17 protein-coding genes are annotated in these 15267 nt (G+C 67.4%); 6 read left to right on the forward strand and 11 right to left on the reverse strand.

Annotated features, from left to right (window positions below):
- Positions 1-63: 63 nt before the first annotated feature.
- The 6 genes from HPY32_RS17415 to HPY32_RS17440 all read left to right on the forward strand — a co-directional run bounded on the left by HPY32_RS17415 (position 64) and on the right by HPY32_RS17440 (position 6317).
- Positions 64-1446, forward strand: coding sequence for an IS1380 family transposase (locus HPY32_RS17415; protein WP_067579838.1), 1383 nt, complete (start codon positions 64-66; stop codon positions 1444-1446).
- Between the two features lie 604 nt (positions 1447-2050).
- A complete protein-coding gene (locus tag HPY32_RS17420; RefSeq protein ID WP_156673999.1) occupies positions 2051-2557 on the forward strand; it encodes a hypothetical protein in 507 nt (168 codons plus the stop codon).
- Between the two features lie 6 nt (positions 2558-2563).
- Positions 2564-2995 carry a hypothetical protein gene (locus tag HPY32_RS17425; protein WP_067579836.1) on the forward strand — a complete coding sequence of 144 codons (432 nt, stop codon included), beginning with the start codon at positions 2564-2566 and terminating at the stop codon, positions 2993-2995.
- A gap of 353 nt (positions 2996-3348) precedes the next feature.
- Entirely contained in the window at positions 3349-4158 is an 810-nt protein-coding gene (locus tag HPY32_RS17430; RefSeq protein WP_067579835.1) for an SAM-dependent methyltransferase, read from the forward strand.
- Positions 4159-4533: 375 nt separating this feature from the next.
- Positions 4534-5295: a hypothetical protein gene (locus HPY32_RS17435; protein WP_067579833.1), complete on the forward strand. Its 762-nt coding sequence runs from the start codon at positions 4534-4536 to the stop codon at positions 5293-5295.
- Between the two features lie 581 nt (positions 5296-5876).
- A complete protein-coding gene (locus HPY32_RS17440; RefSeq protein WP_156673998.1) occupies positions 5877-6317 on the forward strand; it encodes a hypothetical protein in 441 nt (146 codons plus the stop codon).
- Positions 6318-6348: 31 nt separating this feature from the next.
- Here HPY32_RS17440 and HPY32_RS17445 read toward each other — a convergent pair whose 3' ends face one another.
- From HPY32_RS17445 to HPY32_RS17495, 11 genes are all read right to left on the reverse strand, one after another.
- Entirely contained in the window at positions 6349-6744 is a 396-nt protein-coding gene (locus HPY32_RS17445; protein WP_067579829.1) for a hypothetical protein, read from the reverse strand.
- Positions 6741-7475, reverse strand: a complete 735-nt coding sequence (locus tag HPY32_RS17450; protein ID WP_067579828.1) for a hypothetical protein — start codon at positions 7473-7475, stop codon at positions 6741-6743. Before HPY32_RS17450 ends, HPY32_RS17445 begins: the two co-directional genes overlap by 4 nt.
- Before the next feature lie 66 nt (positions 7476-7541).
- Positions 7542-8390 carry a phage antirepressor gene (locus HPY32_RS17455; RefSeq protein WP_067579826.1) on the reverse strand — a complete coding sequence of 283 codons (849 nt, stop codon included), beginning with the start codon at positions 8388-8390 and terminating at the stop codon, positions 7542-7544.
- Between the two features lie 66 nt (positions 8391-8456).
- On the reverse strand, positions 8457-8810 hold the full coding sequence (locus HPY32_RS17460) for a hypothetical protein (protein WP_067579824.1): 354 nt from the start codon (positions 8808-8810) through the stop codon (positions 8457-8459).
- Positions 8807-9859 (reverse strand): hypothetical protein, encoded by a 1053-nt coding sequence (locus HPY32_RS17465; protein ID WP_067579822.1) that lies wholly within the window; start codon positions 9857-9859, stop codon positions 8807-8809. The genes HPY32_RS17460 and HPY32_RS17465 overlap by 4 nt, the downstream gene beginning before the upstream one ends.
- A gap of 196 nt (positions 9860-10055) precedes the next feature.
- Entirely contained in the window at positions 10056-11420 is a 1365-nt protein-coding gene (locus HPY32_RS17470) for a DNA cytosine methyltransferase (protein ID WP_309247531.1), read from the reverse strand.
- On the reverse strand, positions 11353-12282 hold the full coding sequence (locus tag HPY32_RS17475) for a hypothetical protein (protein ID WP_067579820.1): 930 nt from the start codon (positions 12280-12282) through the stop codon (positions 11353-11355). Before HPY32_RS17475 ends, HPY32_RS17470 begins: the two co-directional genes overlap by 68 nt.
- Positions 12279-13178, reverse strand: a complete 900-nt coding sequence (locus tag HPY32_RS17480) for a PD-(D/E)XK nuclease-like domain-containing protein (RefSeq protein WP_082870716.1) — start codon at positions 13176-13178, stop codon at positions 12279-12281. The genes HPY32_RS17475 and HPY32_RS17480 overlap by 4 nt, the downstream gene beginning before the upstream one ends.
- Entirely contained in the window at positions 13175-13645 is a 471-nt protein-coding gene (locus tag HPY32_RS17485; protein WP_067579818.1) for a hypothetical protein, read from the reverse strand. Before HPY32_RS17485 ends, HPY32_RS17480 begins: the two co-directional genes overlap by 4 nt.
- Positions 13642-14031 (reverse strand): hypothetical protein, encoded by a 390-nt coding sequence (locus HPY32_RS17490; protein ID WP_067579816.1) that lies wholly within the window; start codon positions 14029-14031, stop codon positions 13642-13644. The genes HPY32_RS17485 and HPY32_RS17490 overlap by 4 nt, the downstream gene beginning before the upstream one ends.
- A gap of 298 nt (positions 14032-14329) precedes the next feature.
- Positions 14330-14659 (reverse strand): helix-turn-helix domain-containing protein, encoded by a 330-nt coding sequence (locus HPY32_RS17495; RefSeq protein ID WP_156673997.1) that lies wholly within the window; start codon positions 14657-14659, stop codon positions 14330-14332.
- Positions 14660-15267: the final 608 nt, after the last annotated feature.

Below are 15267 nucleotides of genomic sequence, written 5' to 3' on the forward strand. Positions count from 1 at the left end.
CGAACTGCGATAATTCCGCTTGCGAAGGCTGGAATCCACACAGGAATCAGGAGCACCATTCAGGTGTCCGAGCATAGTTCGCCCTACCCCCGATTGTCCGCAGACGCGACAGGAACCGGTGTCGTGTCGCACGCCGGGCTCACCCTGCTGTTGCGCACCGCGGAGAAACTCGGTCTGACCAGGGGGTTATCGGAAGCGTTGGTGCCATGGAGGAAAAGCCTCGCCGCGCATGACCCCGGCAAGGTTCTGCTCGACCTGGCTGTCGCGGTCGCCGCCGGAGGTGAACACCTCTGCGACATCGCGGTCCTGCGTTGCGAGCCCGCAGTGTTCGGGCACGTCGCCTCGGACCCGACAGTCTCACGCATGGTCACGATGCTGGCCACCGACGCACCGAGAGTGGTGTCCGCGTTGCGCTCTGCCCGATATCAGGCCCGGTGCCGGGCGTGGCGGGCTGCCGGTGACCACGCACCCGATCACGCCATCACCGCTACCGACCCGTTGGAGATCGATCTCGACGCGACCATCGTGATCGCCCACCCCGACAAGGAGAAAGCGACCGCGACCTGGAAGAAAACCTTCGGACATCACCCGCTCGGCGCGTGGGCCGACCACGGACAGTCCGGCACCGGCGAACCCCTGGCCATCGAACTCCGCGAAGGCAAAGCAGGATCGAACACCGCCACCGACCACAAGACGGTGCTGAACGCGGCGTTGAAACAGCTCCCGTTCGGCCCAGGATTCCGAGTCGGACATAAAGTGCTGGTCCGCACCGATTCCGGTGGCGGCACCCACGAGTTCCTCGACTACCTCACCCGCCGCCGACTGCAGTACTCCGTCGGTTTCACACTCACCGAAACCACCGCCACCGCAGTCGATTCCATCCCCGACACGGCGTGGACACCGGCCTACGACAGTGACGAAGACGTCCGCGACGGCGCCTGGGTCGCCGAACTCACCGGCCTGATCGACCTGACCGGCTGGCCACCGGGTATGCGAGTCATCGTCCGGCGTGAGAAGCCGCACCCCGGCGCGCAACTGCGGTTCACCGACCGCGACGGGCTGCGGCTGACCGCGTTCGCGACCAACACCACCACCGGGCAACTCCCGGTCCTGGAACTACGGCACCGCCGACGAGCTCGTTGCGAGGATCGCATCAAATCGATGAAGGACACCGGGCTGCGCGGGCTCCCCCTGCACAGCTTCGACCAGAACCGGATCTGGATCGAAATCGCCTGCCTGGCCACCGAACTCATCACCTGGATGCAGATGCTCGCCCTCGCAGACACCCCAGCACGGCGCTGGGCACCGAAAACCCTACGACTACGGCTGTTTTCCGTCGCCGCCCGCGTCGCACACCATGCCCGCCGTGTCCACCTCCGCTTCCCCCGGCACTGGCCCTGGACTGGGCTGCTATTGACCGCAACCACCCGGCTACAAGCAACCTGAACAGCACAAACACAGTCTCTATGAGCCATGAAACCCACCCGGGCCAGTGGAACCCGGCAGCCAACCCGCTGACCGGGCCATCCCGTCACACGGTTTCACAGCCAGAACGGCCGTGAACCGGCAAATCAGACACCGGTCAGGCCAGCACCTCAGCCGGACGAAATTTCTGGGCTAAGGTCAATCTGTCTCATCCGCGTGAGACGGACCGGTATGTCAATTATTTTGTGACACGGCATATTTCGATGCGCCCCTCGTTCAAGGGCGATCTTGTATTACGGAATATATTGTCCGAGAGCAACTTTTGCGAGCGCCGCGCTAGCCGTCAACTGATTGAAGTGGCATACTGGTTTGCGCAGTCAGTCGCATCCAAGGGGGCATGGGGGACGTGTGATGCGTCGGGTTGACGTGCTTTTCACCTGCGCATGCCGGTCGATGCCCTCTGCGTGAGAAAGGTTGGACCAGCATGAAACTTGCGTGTCGGCCGAAACTGTCACAGAGGATCCAGCGTTTGAGATTTCTGGCGCTGGCAGTGAGTACGGCCGGTGGCCTCTTCGTGGCTCCTTTCGCCCATGCGGACCCGCCACCGGCTTCGGGGTGCCAGAGCGTGCCGCAGATACTTCGCGATGCGGGCGCACCCACCGGAGGTGGGGATCTGAACAGTCCACTCGGGCAACGGATCACAAACGCCATCGAGCAACCCTGCGCCTCACCGGGTGGAACAGCACCCGGCAACGGCGTTGATCCGCGTGCACCATTTCCTCCGTGCCAGGGCACATTCGACGACACCGCGGCCACGGTCACGCTTCAGCAATCACCGGTCTTCGGGATACCGTGGCTCGTGCGGCTCAAGCCCGAATTGGCCTACCAGGGGACAATCAATTTCCAAGCGCAGATCTTCGCTGATAATCGCCAAGCCAACGTCTACCAACCGCATGTGGAACCGTGGGACTACAACTTCCACGGGCCGCTTCCCCGCACCTTTCAAGTGATCGGCGACGGGAACTACACAATGCACGCGGGCAGCGAGGTATCGTTCCTGTGGTACTGGACCTCGATAACGCATAGTGGGTCTGGTGGCTACGCATTCAACAACTGTGTCTATTCGGGGTGAGTAACGATGGTGGAGTGGGCCCCTGCGATGCTGGACGCGCGGCTGGTCGACGTGTTTCGTCCCATCCGCGATGACCTACTCACACTCGGGTACAGCGTCGAACTTGCAGGCCCACCCACCTCGACAGCGGTCGCACCGACCGGCTACGTCGATCCGCGGTGGTTGACGACGCTGATCGTCGACCACCGCGAGTTGGGGATTCTGGCTTTCGATCTCGAGGCTACCTTCAACGCGGCAGTCGTCACGGTGGCCGACCAAACACAGGCGCAGGTGATCGAGAACCTGCGACACGACGGGCAGATCATCAGTTGGCCGCCCAGCCGTGGCGGAAACCAGCCGATGCAGGCTCGACTCGTGGACGATCAGCCAATGTGGATGTCTCCGTACTCATCCCAGGACATGATCCGCATCGGAGAGCTGAGCCGAACCTCCCCATGACCGGACGCATCGCACACCCCGCCGCTGACGGGACGCGGCGACGCCCGCAGGCTCGCACAGGCGGTGATCGGCCGCCGCCGTCGAGCTGCTTCCCCCGGAACTAATGTTCTTGTCAGAGCGACCTCCGGACATCGTGGCGGACACGAATTCTGCGGCGCGCCAGGACTTCCCACGTAGACCGCCGTAACACTCGGTGCAGCCCGGTGAATGGTTTCAGGTGACGTCACGCCGAGCGCCGGGCACCGGCCGGGTCGTACAGTGGCCAGTCAGGTGGATGTGCAGACGATGGCCGCGGTGAGGGCGCGCGGACGATCCGCACGGCAGACGACAACTGGTTGGGGAAGGACGCCATCATGGGATCGCGGTACAGGCTCACCGACACGGCGGATCTGCACACGCCGAACATCGCCCGCATGTACGACTACGTGCTCGGCGGCGGTGCGAACTTCGAGATCGACCGCCACGCCGCCGACGCCATCCCGCCCGGCATGCCCGGCAGCCGCGAATGGGCCCGCGCCAACCGCGCCTTCATCGGCCGCGCCGTCACCGCACTGTGCGAACGCGGCATCGACCAGTTCCTCGACCTCGGCTCCGGCGCACCGACCGTCGGCAACCCACACGAGATCGCGTTACGCCACAACCCGGCCGCCCGGGTCGTGTACGTGGAACGCGAGCCGGTCGCCGTCGAATATGCCCACAAGGTTCTCGCCGACCAACCACAGGTATCGATGCTCTGGGCCGACCTGCGCGACGTCGACACCGTCTTGGCCACGGCCAGCGAATCCGGCCTGCTCGACTTCACCCGCCCGGTCGCGATCCTCGCGATGGCCGTACTCGACCTACTCGAAGACGTCGACCCGGCCGCCCTGATCGCCACCTACCGCGACGCCTGCTGCCCGGGCAGCGCACTGGGAATCTCCCACGCGGTCGCGTTCACCCTCACCGCCGAACAACAAGAACAAGTGCTGTCGGTGATGCGGCGCACCAATACTCCTGGCGCGGTGTTCAAAACCGCCGACGACGTCACTGCGCTGATGGACGGCTACACGCTGCTCGACCCTGGAGTCGTGCCCTTGGACGCGTGGCGGCCCGAGACACCGGTCACCGACGCCGACGCGCGGCGCGCGAATTACGTGGGGGGCGTGGGCGTTAGAGAGTCGTGATCGCGGCGGGGCACCGCCTGGTCCGGGAGGACGCTCCCGCCCAGGGAGTTGAAGAGACAACCCCGTCCGGGGTGGTGAGGTCGAGTCACCACGGCTATGGGACACTCCGCGCCGCATGTGACGCTCACAACAGACGCCGCGACGGGATATTCCGCACACCAACTCCCTGAAAACCCTACTGCCGCAACGCATCATCAAGGCGAGCCTGCTCGTGCAACCACCGATCACAACGTACGGGCACAGATGTTGTCGTAGCCTCCCGCTATGGTGAGCCCCGACACGCAACAGGGCTGTCACCGGGGTGCGCGCACGGCACCGGCTCGAGCTCGATACCGGCGGGACCAGTCCTTGGCGCGGTGTCGCGATCGATACCTGATGAAGAAGGACGAAACAGGAAGGCGGTACCGGGCCGTGGAGCCGATCTTGTCGCTCGTCGCGCTCGCCGGGGGATGCGGGGTCGTTGCATGGGGCTATTGGAAGACGCTGCAGGCCGGTGACCTTCCTCATGAGGTGGTAGACGAACTGGCCCGCGACCTGGTCTACGCCTGCGCGATGACCGCTGCCGGGCCCTGGGTCCGGTCGAGAATCCATCCCTGGCTGGACTCAGCCAATCTCAGCGGGGCTCATGCGATCCAGGTCCTGCGGTATGCGCACCGGATGGGATGGCTACAGATCCCAGGCAGCAATCCGATCTCGGTGGCAGCGCGCGTGCCCGAAACCGAAGTCCGTCTCACACAACAGGGGTACGACATGATCCACCACCAGCCCTCCGGGCCATCGATCAGCTTCGGCGGACCCGTGATCGGGAACCCGACGATCGCGCAGTCCGGCCGCGACCAGCAGGTCGCGATGACCGTGCACACGCCACACGCCACCGCACCCGATTCCATCGACTGGCCCGCCCTCGTCGCCGCACTACGCCAGGACGAACCGCACGTGCCCACCTACGACCGCGTCGTGGTCAAACAGATCATCAACGACATCACCGACGCCGGACACGACGGCCCCGAACCCCGCCGCGCCCACGAGATCCTGACCTGGCTGCGCGACAAAGTCGGCGCCCAACTCGCCACCAACGCCGGCAACGCATTATGGTCGGCCACCGCCGCATTCCTGCAGTCACTCGGAGACCACTAGCCGGTGCCAGACAACATCGCCTCACCACCCCGCCCACTATCAGAAGGCCCTTGCACCAGACATGTAACCCTGGACGCCGCTGTGCCACAAGCGATCACACGCAGCCAACCCGATGACCAAGAGAAGGACGAGAAACGCGCGTGCGCGAGACGGGGCAGTCGACGGCGCACACGCGCCGACTCACGCACGAAACCGCACGGTTCCGTGGGAGTGCACCGAAATCGGTTGGGGCCATGCCTGCTTCGCGATCGATACGGTCCGCAGATCGGGCCCGCGACCGGATCACATCAGGCTAAGGTGTGGCGTATTTCCATGTGAAAGGAACGAGGGGTTCCGATGTTGTCCAACCTGTTCGACATGCTCTTCCACGCCCTCACCGGCCAGCACACCGGATCGTCGTGGAACGACCGCAACGGATACGCGCCACCACACTTCTGACAACCGGCGAGCCCGGTGCGAATCCTGCGCCGCAGGACGTCTGGATGCCGGAGCATCTCGCGGGGCCTGTCCGGGGCCGCCGTCAGACGGATGTGTCCGGTGGGATCGATCTGGATTCCGTTGATGGAAAGGGTTTTTCACTCGTGTCGAGAAGATTTCTGGCTGCTGCCCTCGCCGGTGTCGCGGTGGTCGTCACCTTCGCTGGGGTTGCCGACGCGCAGCCGTGCACGATGAGCGCGTGCCCGCCGCCTGCCCCGGTGCCGCAGGCCGAGCAGTATCCGCAGGTGAGCGACGCCGAGCTCGCGGACATGCTCGATAGCGACCGGGGATCGAACGTGCACGTCTGGGGTGTCACCACCGATGCGGTCGTCCACGACCGGTACGGCAACGCCTACCTCAGTGCATTCGTCAGCGCCGCACCCGATTCCCCGATCCACCATGTGGTGTTGAACATGAAATTCGACCTGATCCACCAGTGGCGCGGCGGGAAGAATTTCGAAGCCGACCTGTACGCAGGCGGACACTACGTCACCGAATACGACTCCTACCCCAGCCCCACCGTCCGCTCCATAACACTCGCCTGAACCACTCCCACGCGGTGACCGACTCCGCCGATCACACCGCCGTGTTCCCGCCTGCTGTCCTCGGTGCCCGGCTGTGTCGGCTATGTCGACCGAGGACCTCGCGCACAAGGTAGACCGGCGTACCGCCGGGCCCCGGGGTCGCGGTGATCTCGTTGCGGTGTGCCCAGGTGCGGATGGTGGAGGCCGGGATGCGCCAGAAGTGCTCGATGTCGGCGGCGGATAGCTCGGCGTCGAGGGCGTGCTCGCTCAGGTGCGCGGGGAGTTCGACCGGCGCGATCCAGCCCTGCCCGAGTTCGACGGCGCGCCGGTCGAGGTCGGCGCAGCGGCCGGGGTCGAGTTGGTGCAGGGCGGCGCGGTAGGAGCCCGCGATCTTGCGGGCCCGCTGCAACGGGGTGTCGGCGGGCCACGGCCACCGATCCGCGCTCACGCGACCTCCCCGAGGACGCCGACGCCGTTGAGTCGCGCGAAGTCCTCCTTGCCCCACACCGATCGGCACGCCTGACAGGTGACCGTCTCCTGATCCGGCGCCGAGGTCAAGGCTTTCACCCCGCACACGTGACAGGAGTCGGGCAGCCAGATCCTGGTCTCGGTGAGCCCGAGCAGATTCTGGGTGTAGCGGTGTAACTCTGCCAGCCCGAGCACGGCGTCGACACCGTCGAGATCGACTCGCACGAGATCGTCCCCGCCGTCGGCGCGTGGGCTCATCCGCGACCGCGGCTGGCGCGGCAGGTCCACGAGGGTGCCGAGGCGGGTCGACAGGATCGCCACACACCGGTGGACGCAGTCCCTGCGGGCGGCGGGTAGTGGGTCGCCGTGGGTGAGTGTGCGTGCCCAGGTGAGGGTGTCGTCCTCGATCGCGGACTGCAGGGTGTCGATGTCGAGGCGGATCGGCACCGAATACAGCGTCGACCGGGTCACCCTCGGGGCCTGATCCCGCGGTGGCGGAGCGAGTTTGGCGACCTCGAGCAGACACCAGTCGTCATACAGGTGCCGGATCGCCGCGAACGCCGCCTCCTCGCACCCTCGGCACAAGGTGTCGGCGCGGTCCACGCCGCCACCGAGCCACCTGCCGTCGTCGTCACGCACGCGCGCGACGCAGCGGTGGCGCTGGCGGCACCGCTGCGTCGGGTCCGCCGGGGCGGTGGTGGGCAACGTCATCGAGCGACCTTCCTCCATATTCGATCCGGATTGCGGTGACACACGGCGTGCTTCCGCCGTGCCCAGTCAGTCCGCGTGTTCGGCGGCGACGAGGCGGGCGATGGCTTCGGCTCCGGCGGGAGTGACTTTCAGGGTGTGCATCACCTCGCCCCGGAACCGCGGGGACTCGTGGACTTCGACCGGTCGGAAGTAGGCGCGCTTGTGCGCGTACGCGGAATAGCGGCGGCGAATCTCTTTGCCGCCCTTGGTCTCCGACCAGCGGGACTCGGTCTCGGCGTAGATCCAGCCCCGCTCGACCAGCAGCTGGCGCAGCCGCTGCTCCCCGATCCCGTTGTTCGCCGCGACCACTCGCAGCTTCAGCAGGTCGGTGTCGGCGACGTAGCGGTCGTGGTAGGCGACCTTCGGGGCGTCGGTGGCGATCTTGTCGCCCAGGGCCTCGATGGTCGTGGTGTTCGCCGCGAGCAGCTGTTGGGCCTCGATCACGGCCAGCGCCAGCAGATGTTCGCCCGTGGGTGCCGGTTGCGCCGAGTAGGAACCGGTCTTGCGGATGGCGGGCAGGACTTCGCCGGTCACCCACCGGCGGAAATCAACGGCTTCGCGTTTGTCCGAGCGCAGCACCAGCGCGTACATCCCGGATTCGCTGACGATCGCCATGTCCTGCGGTCCGCCGGGGGTATCAATCCGATTGACCCCCTTCTCATCCGGCGCGAGCCGCCGCAACGCCATCGACACGTTCCCCAGACCGAGGATCCCGCACAGGTCGCGCGCCACGAACCACGGCTCCCCGTCGATCACGATCGCGCGTACCGCCGCGCCCTGATAGGTGAACGGCATCAGCGCCTCGACCGTGTCGGTGCGCCGGGCCAGCTCGTCGCGGTCGGCCCGGGCGGCGGCGAGAGTCAGATCGGTGGTCATGGAAACCTCTCAGTGTGGGTGAAACGGGGGCTGGCCGGGCGCGGGCCGTGGAGCGGGGTCACGGTGTCACCCACGATCGAGGGCCTTGCGGTCGGCGAGAGCGTGGACCCAGCGCATGAGCTCGGCGCGGTGTTCGCTGCGGGCCGGTGGTGCGGGAAGCGCTGCGGGGCGGGCTTTCTCGCGTTCGGCGCGGTCGCGGCGGATCTCGCGGGCGTGGCGGATCAGGTGGGTGGGCATGGCCCGCTCGGCGGACTCGGCGTAGTGGCGGGTGACCGCGTCCAGCAGATCCGGCAACTCGAGTTGGTAGCGGGTGAACGCTTCGGCCCACCCGACCGCCAACGCGGGGTCGGGCTTGGAGAACATCGGGTCGAAACAGGCGCACTTGGCCAAAACGCGGGCCGCTTCCGCGGGGGTGGTCATGCCGAAACCGCTTTCTGCTCGAAGGAATGAGAGTGCAGCGCAGCCGGATTCGCCCCGCCGCAGGGGCCGGGGTGCGCGTCGAAGTGCGCGCCGACGTCCAGCCAGCCTCCCGCCTTGCTGGACGCAGCACCCGTGGTCGCAGCAGGGCGGGACCGTAGCCGCACCACCTCCGACACCAGCGACGCCAACGCGCCAGGTCCGAGATGAGGTTTGTCCAGCCACAACCCGAGTGCGGCACGGACATCGGGCTCGGGGGTGCCGGATTTGAGCAGCGCGGCGGCACGGATCGCCAGATCGGTGCGAGTGGGGTGCGGATGCTCGGCCGGGATGATCTCCCGGACCAGCCGCCAGCCGTCGGGGTCGACCTTGCGGCCCCGCGGGGTCTGCGCCTCGCGCGCGTCGCACGCGTGGGGGCCGCCACCAATGGTGTGGTGACCAACAACGCTACGGTCACCTACACCCTCACCTTCACCCTCACCGCAGTGACCGGAATGGGTTTCGAATGCCATCTCCGATTCCGATCCGATCACGGTGGGTTCGGAATGGGTTTCCGGTGGGATCACCGGACGATTCGGGTGCGGCTCGGATGGCTGTGGTACCGGTTCGGGCTCGGGGTGCGGTGGGTCCAGGATGGCGGCGGTGGCGGCGGCATCAGGGTTGCGGATGCGCCGCAACTCGGCGGCCAGGACACGGCGGATCGCGTCGCTTTCGGTGGCCTCGGCCATCTTCAACGCGTTTTTGAGGATGTAGCGGTGTTTCATACCTCCGTCGTTGCGCAGGAACGACCGGATCAGCACTTCCTCGGTGTCGGTGTCGACCACGAGGAACCCGGCGTCGACCAGAACCTGCACGTCGGCGTGGATGTCGGCGATGGTGACCTGGTCGCAGCCCTTGGCCCACTTGGAGGCCATCAGCGGCAGCACCCCGGCGTTGTTGACGTTCGGCTGCGACAGCAACTGGATGTAGAGGGCCTGCGCGGTCCGCGGCAGCGCCCGAAAATCCTTGTCCTGCCAGATCTTGCACAACACCCGGCCGTGATCACGCGCCATCAGCGTCCACCTCCCACACGTCGGCCCGCCCGGACACAGCCACCTCCGGCCTGCGTGGAGCAGCAGTGGTGGCGGCGATGCTCGGCGGCCGCATGAAACGCCAGCCACGCCCGCACCGACGTGAAACCGAAAGCCCGCGCGACCAATTCGAGCTCACCCGGCGGTATCGAGCTGCCGTCGCCATACCGCAGCCCCGTCACCGCGGCACCTCGATCCGGGTGCGGGCGAACAGCTGCGAAAAGGCCACGACCGCGCACGGTGTCACCACGGCGTTGCCGATCAGCCGCAGCTGCTCCACCCGCGACAACCCGATCACCGGATCGGTGACCCAGCCCGACGGCATCATCATCATCCACTCCGCGAACGCCGCCGACAGCCTGGGTTTCCCGTTCTTGTTCGGCTCGGTCGGCGACGGCGCCGCACGCGTCAGCGCTTCCTGGCGGGCGATCGCCGCCGCGTAGGCACCCCACCGTGAGGAGCCGTGCACCAGGGCGTAGTCGACGAGCTGGCGGGTGCGGCCCCGGCGGCGGTCCGGATGCACGCCGCCGCCGGTGCCGTCACAGGCGGTCGGGGTCGGCAGCAGCTCGCCCTCGCCCAACGCGTGCACCGCCGACGGCAGCATCAAGTCCCCACCCGAACCCCGCTGGCGCGGTGACCCTTTCGCACCGTCACTGGCGCGCGGGGTCGGCAGCAGCGCGCCGGTGGCGTGCGCGCGGGCCAGCCCGCCGAGCAGCAGCTCGCCGTGGCGGTGACCGGAGCGGGTGACGTGCCCGCCGGTCGCGTCGGCGACCGACGGGGTCGGCAGCAGCGGGTCTACATCCGCTCGATCGCGTCCGGCAGCGAGTCGTCGCCGATCGTGCGCGTCCGTCCCGCTCGGGTGCGCCCGGGCTTGTTGGCCGGGCCCTTGTGGTCGCGGGCGGTCGGCGTGGGCAGCACGGGCAGCGGTGGCGGCGATGAAGATTCGGGAGCGTCTATGACACGCTCCGATGTCGGACGCTCGTAGGCATAGCCACTCTGCATCGAACCCGATCTGGGCCAGCGCGCCGAGAACGGCACCGGCAGCCCGGACAACAGATCCAGTTCGCTGCTCTCCCAAAGCATCCGACGCGGATTCCATTGCGCGAAAGGTGTTGGCACTCAGTAGTCCTTCTACGTTCTCGATGAGGATGTAGTGGGGCTCTAGTGCCACGATCGCCGCCGCCATGGATAACCACTGCCCGGAGCGGGTGCCCTCGGCGAGACCGGCGCGGCGGCCTGCGAGGGACACGTCCTGACAGGGGAACCCGCCTACAATCACGTCGACGGGTTCGACAGTCGCCCAGTCTATCTCAGCGACATCCCCGTGGTTGGGAACCTGCGGCCAGTGGCGCGCAAGAACTTTCGCGGCGGCCGGGTCGTTGTCCGCATGCCACACGATCCTGGATCCTGGAAATAGTTGCAGTGCAGCGAGGTCCAGGGTTCCGATGCCGGAGAACAGGGAGCCTATTCGGGTCTCATGCATCGCGATCGCCTTGCCGTGGGTCTGGATCGGCTGCGGGGGTGGAGGTCGGGTCGGCCGCATCGGTGGGGTCCGGCGATGCGTCGGAGGGTGCGTCGGCCGTGCGGCGGCGCGCGGCTTTGACGATCTGTTCGGTGTTCGCGGTGGGCGTGGCCGGGAACTCGTCGGCGGCCGTGGTCTCGCCGCGCTTGAGGCAGGAGTAGATCGTGGACAGCTGGCCGACGTCGTGGCCGGTCCAATCGTTGCATGCCCGGCCGATCTTGTCCTCGAGCTGGGGGCGGGTGACGCCGAGGGTTTCGAAGGTTTTGATGGCGTTGGCGATCCGCTGCGCCAGTGGCTGCCCGCCGCCGTGCTCGAGGGTGGCGTCGCAGTTGGTCTTCGCCTCTTCGGTGAACCAGGACGGCAGGACGTTGAAGATCATCTCCCGCAAACGGCGGGCACCGAGGTTGGCGTTGTTCTCGTAGATGTCACGGGTCTCGGTCAGCTTGCGGGCGCCGTGTTTGGTGTCGCGCGTGTGCGGCACCACGAACGTGGTTTCGCTGCGGGTGTTGTTCTCCAGATCCCAGGCGTAGGCCAGCATCTCCGACTCCCCCGCGCTGTCGTCACGGCGGAGCTCTTTGATGCCGTGAGCGACGTTGCCCCAGCAGCGCGCCAACTCCCGAGCCAGATGAACCGACGGCCCGGTGACCTGCTCACCGCCACGCCGATACCGGAAATACGCGCGCTGAGCGACCGACAGCTGCGCGGTCGCATCCCGCATCTCCTCCACCGCGGCGGCTTTGTTGCGGGGGCGCTGCTGGGCGACGAGCACGGCGGCATGCACCTCGGCGACCGCGCGGGATTGCTCGATCGTGGTCGTCTGGCTCACCGCGGCGCGAGTGACCGGTGGCGCCGACAGCGGCTGGTAGCGGGCGGGGGTGGTCACTGCTGGTTGTCCTCCTGGTAGTGGGCCCATCTCGGTAGACCGGTCAGGTGCACGTCGGTGTCCCAGCCGGGCCAGGTGTCGGTGTCGAGGCAGTGGGCGTAGGTGTCGATGGCGCGGCGGTTGCGGGTGTGCCCGTAGGCGAGGGCGTCGGCGTCGAGTTCGATGACCGACACCAGATGCGGCGGCGTCTTGGCGACCACCACGAACACGAACGCCGGGTCGGGGTCTAGGCCCAGCGCGATCGCGCCGGCCCGGTACCAAGCGGCTTGCTCGGCGTACCCGTACCGCGCCGCCGAGGCACCGAACGCGGCCGGGTCGGCTGTCTCGGCGCTTTTGAGGTCGACGATGATCAACCGCCCGGTGTGGTCGGGCAGCCAGTCCGGGCGCGCGCGCAGCATCACACCGGTGGCCTCATCGCGCCAGTACAACGACAGCTCCGCGGTCCCGCTGGCCAGCAACGCGGCGGCCAGCTCATGACGGTGCACGGCATCGGCCATCGCCGCCACCATCGCGTGCTGCCGGACCAGCAACGGTGTGCGACCGGCCGCCCACGCCTCGGCCTGGCGGGCCTGCGCTGCTTTGGTGCGCCACGAATCCGCGTCGACGACAACGATGTCGGGTCCCTCGCCGAGGGTGCGGGTGTGGAACGCGGTCCCGATGTCGAAGTGATCGGCCGAGGCGGTCCGCGGATGGTCGCGCTCGTACCGGAACTGCGCCGGACAGCTCGCCAGCAGCCGCCGCGCCCCCGACGACGACAACGAGTCCGTGTCGGCGTGATAGGCGCCGTTCGAGACCCCCGCGTACACCCCGGGTTCGATGGGTGCGGCCGGGTCGATTGGGGTCGGGGGGTGCGCACGGACCGCGTGATCGAGATCGGCGGTGCGGAGGCCGTTCATGCGGGTGTCTCCTGGCGTCGCTGGGTCAATCCCCACCGCAAGATCTGCCGTTCGCTGACGCCGTAGGCATCGATCAACCAGGCGATCGCACGGGAATGGCGGTAGCCGAGAACCTCCCGCGCGAACCGGTACTCCTCATGCACCGCCACCGAATCAGCGACCGTACGACCGGTACCCGCCACCGCCGTCGGTGGCCGCGTGATGACCTTGTCCGCCCGCACCACGACCGCGCGAATACGGCCGCGGTGAGCGGACAGGCCCAGCAGCCAGCCGCCGTCCCCGGACGGCATCGCCTGCCGTCGCGCACCGGGCGCGAGCGTCCCGACCGTCGTCACGACCTCACTGCGCACCACCACCGTCACCGGGGTCGCCCCCCGCACGTCCGGGCGCTCCGGTTGTCGCGCGGGAATCTGCGCCTGCGGATCGGTGCCCTCGCACGCGGCGCGTTCCTGGCAGCCGGTGGTCACGGGCGTCCTTCCGCGACCGCGGCCAGCTCCATTCCGAGCCGGTGCATCGGCGTGCCCGAGGGGTTGGCCAGCAGCTGCCGTGCGAGCCGGGCGAGACGCTGGGCTATACGATCCTCCCCGCCAGCGTGGTCAGCGGGATCAGGTTGCGCGAGTGTGTGTTTGGTGGCCTCGCTGGCATAGATCGCCCGGGCCAGGTTGATGGTCATCGACGCCTCTTGCAGGTGCCGGTGGCGGTCGAGTACTCCCGCCACCGCGTCCAGGTTGTCGTCGAGGCGTCGGCCGCGCTGCGGCCCGTGGGGGGACTGGGCCAGTGCCAGCCGTACCGATCCGATCGCCGCCGCTTCCAGCAGCTCGGCCGCCGCCAGCAGGTCGTTGTTCGTGGTCATGCCATCGGCTCCTCGCCACCAGGCCGATGCACGCGCATGAGAGGCGCGGTCGCCGAATGCTCGTGGAGCAGGCGGGATCGAATGTCGGTGACCGATATGGCATTCGGGCGTTCGGTCCGATGCCGTCCACCGGCACCGTTCTCACTGTGCGACATGTGTTCTCCTGGAACGTGTGTGAGTGAATGCGCGTCCTGGAAGGGCGGGTGTGAGGGGTGCACCCGTGCTGCCCTGTCCAGGACGCGCGCCCTCGCTGCGAGCAGTCGGCGTGCCCGCCTCGAGGGAGAATCGGGACCGCAGTTCAGCCGCGGTGGCGGGTCGCCAACCGGCGGCGGCTGCGCGGCGTCAGACCGACCGGATCCGGGGCGGGCACGGTGGCCGGTTGCGCGGTCAGCTCCACCGCGGCACGCAGATCCGATTCGGTCAGATACCATTTGCGGCCCGCCCGGTGGCCGGGCAGCTCACCACGCCGCAACCGGCCCAGATACCACGCCTCCGACTGCCGCAACACCGCCGCACCCTCCGCAACGGAGTAGGTCTTCTCGACCCCGCCCACCACACCGCTTGCCCCGGCGGCGAATTCGACAGCCGAGGCCGACATCGCCTGCGCCGCTGACAATTCCGAACCCATTCAGACACCCTTTCGCTTCAATTGCGGTGACTCCACCATGAAAACCTCGAAAACCATTGCCGTCCAGCACCTTCAGCGCTACCACCACCCCGCCGCGCATCAAGACGTTCACCCAAACGCGCTGAAATGTTCTGAAATGTTCTGAAATGTTCTGAACGGTCGCGAAATGCACTGACGCTCCGTGACCAAGATCACCAGAATCGGTGTGCGCCATCCGGCCCGAATCGAAGCCGATGACACTGCGTGCCCCCGCAACGGCAGGCGTGAGGGACACCCGCGGCATCCCTTCCAGGGCGCACGGCCTCGGCACGAGCAGGCGGCACGCCCGCACCGGGGACGCTCGCGCCGTGGTGGCGAGTAGCCAGCCGGCGACGATTGCGTGAAACCGGACCAGCGGGGTCCGGTATCGCAGTTCGCGACGACTGGGCGGTGATTCGTTGCGCCTCGGCGATATCCGACCTGGTCGGATACCAGCGGCGTCCGGCCTTGCGGCCGGGCAGTTCGCCGCGTCGCAGGCTGCAGAGATACCGGCTTCGGACTTCTTGTCCGACTTACGGCCGGTGGGTCGAAGGTGACGGTCATTACCGGTTGATCCCCTGTTTCGCGTT

Origin of the sequence: Nocardia terpenica, assembly GCF_013186535.1 — a bacterium.
GTDB classification, from domain to species: domain Bacteria; phylum Actinomycetota; class Actinomycetes; order Mycobacteriales; family Mycobacteriaceae; genus Nocardia; species Nocardia terpenica.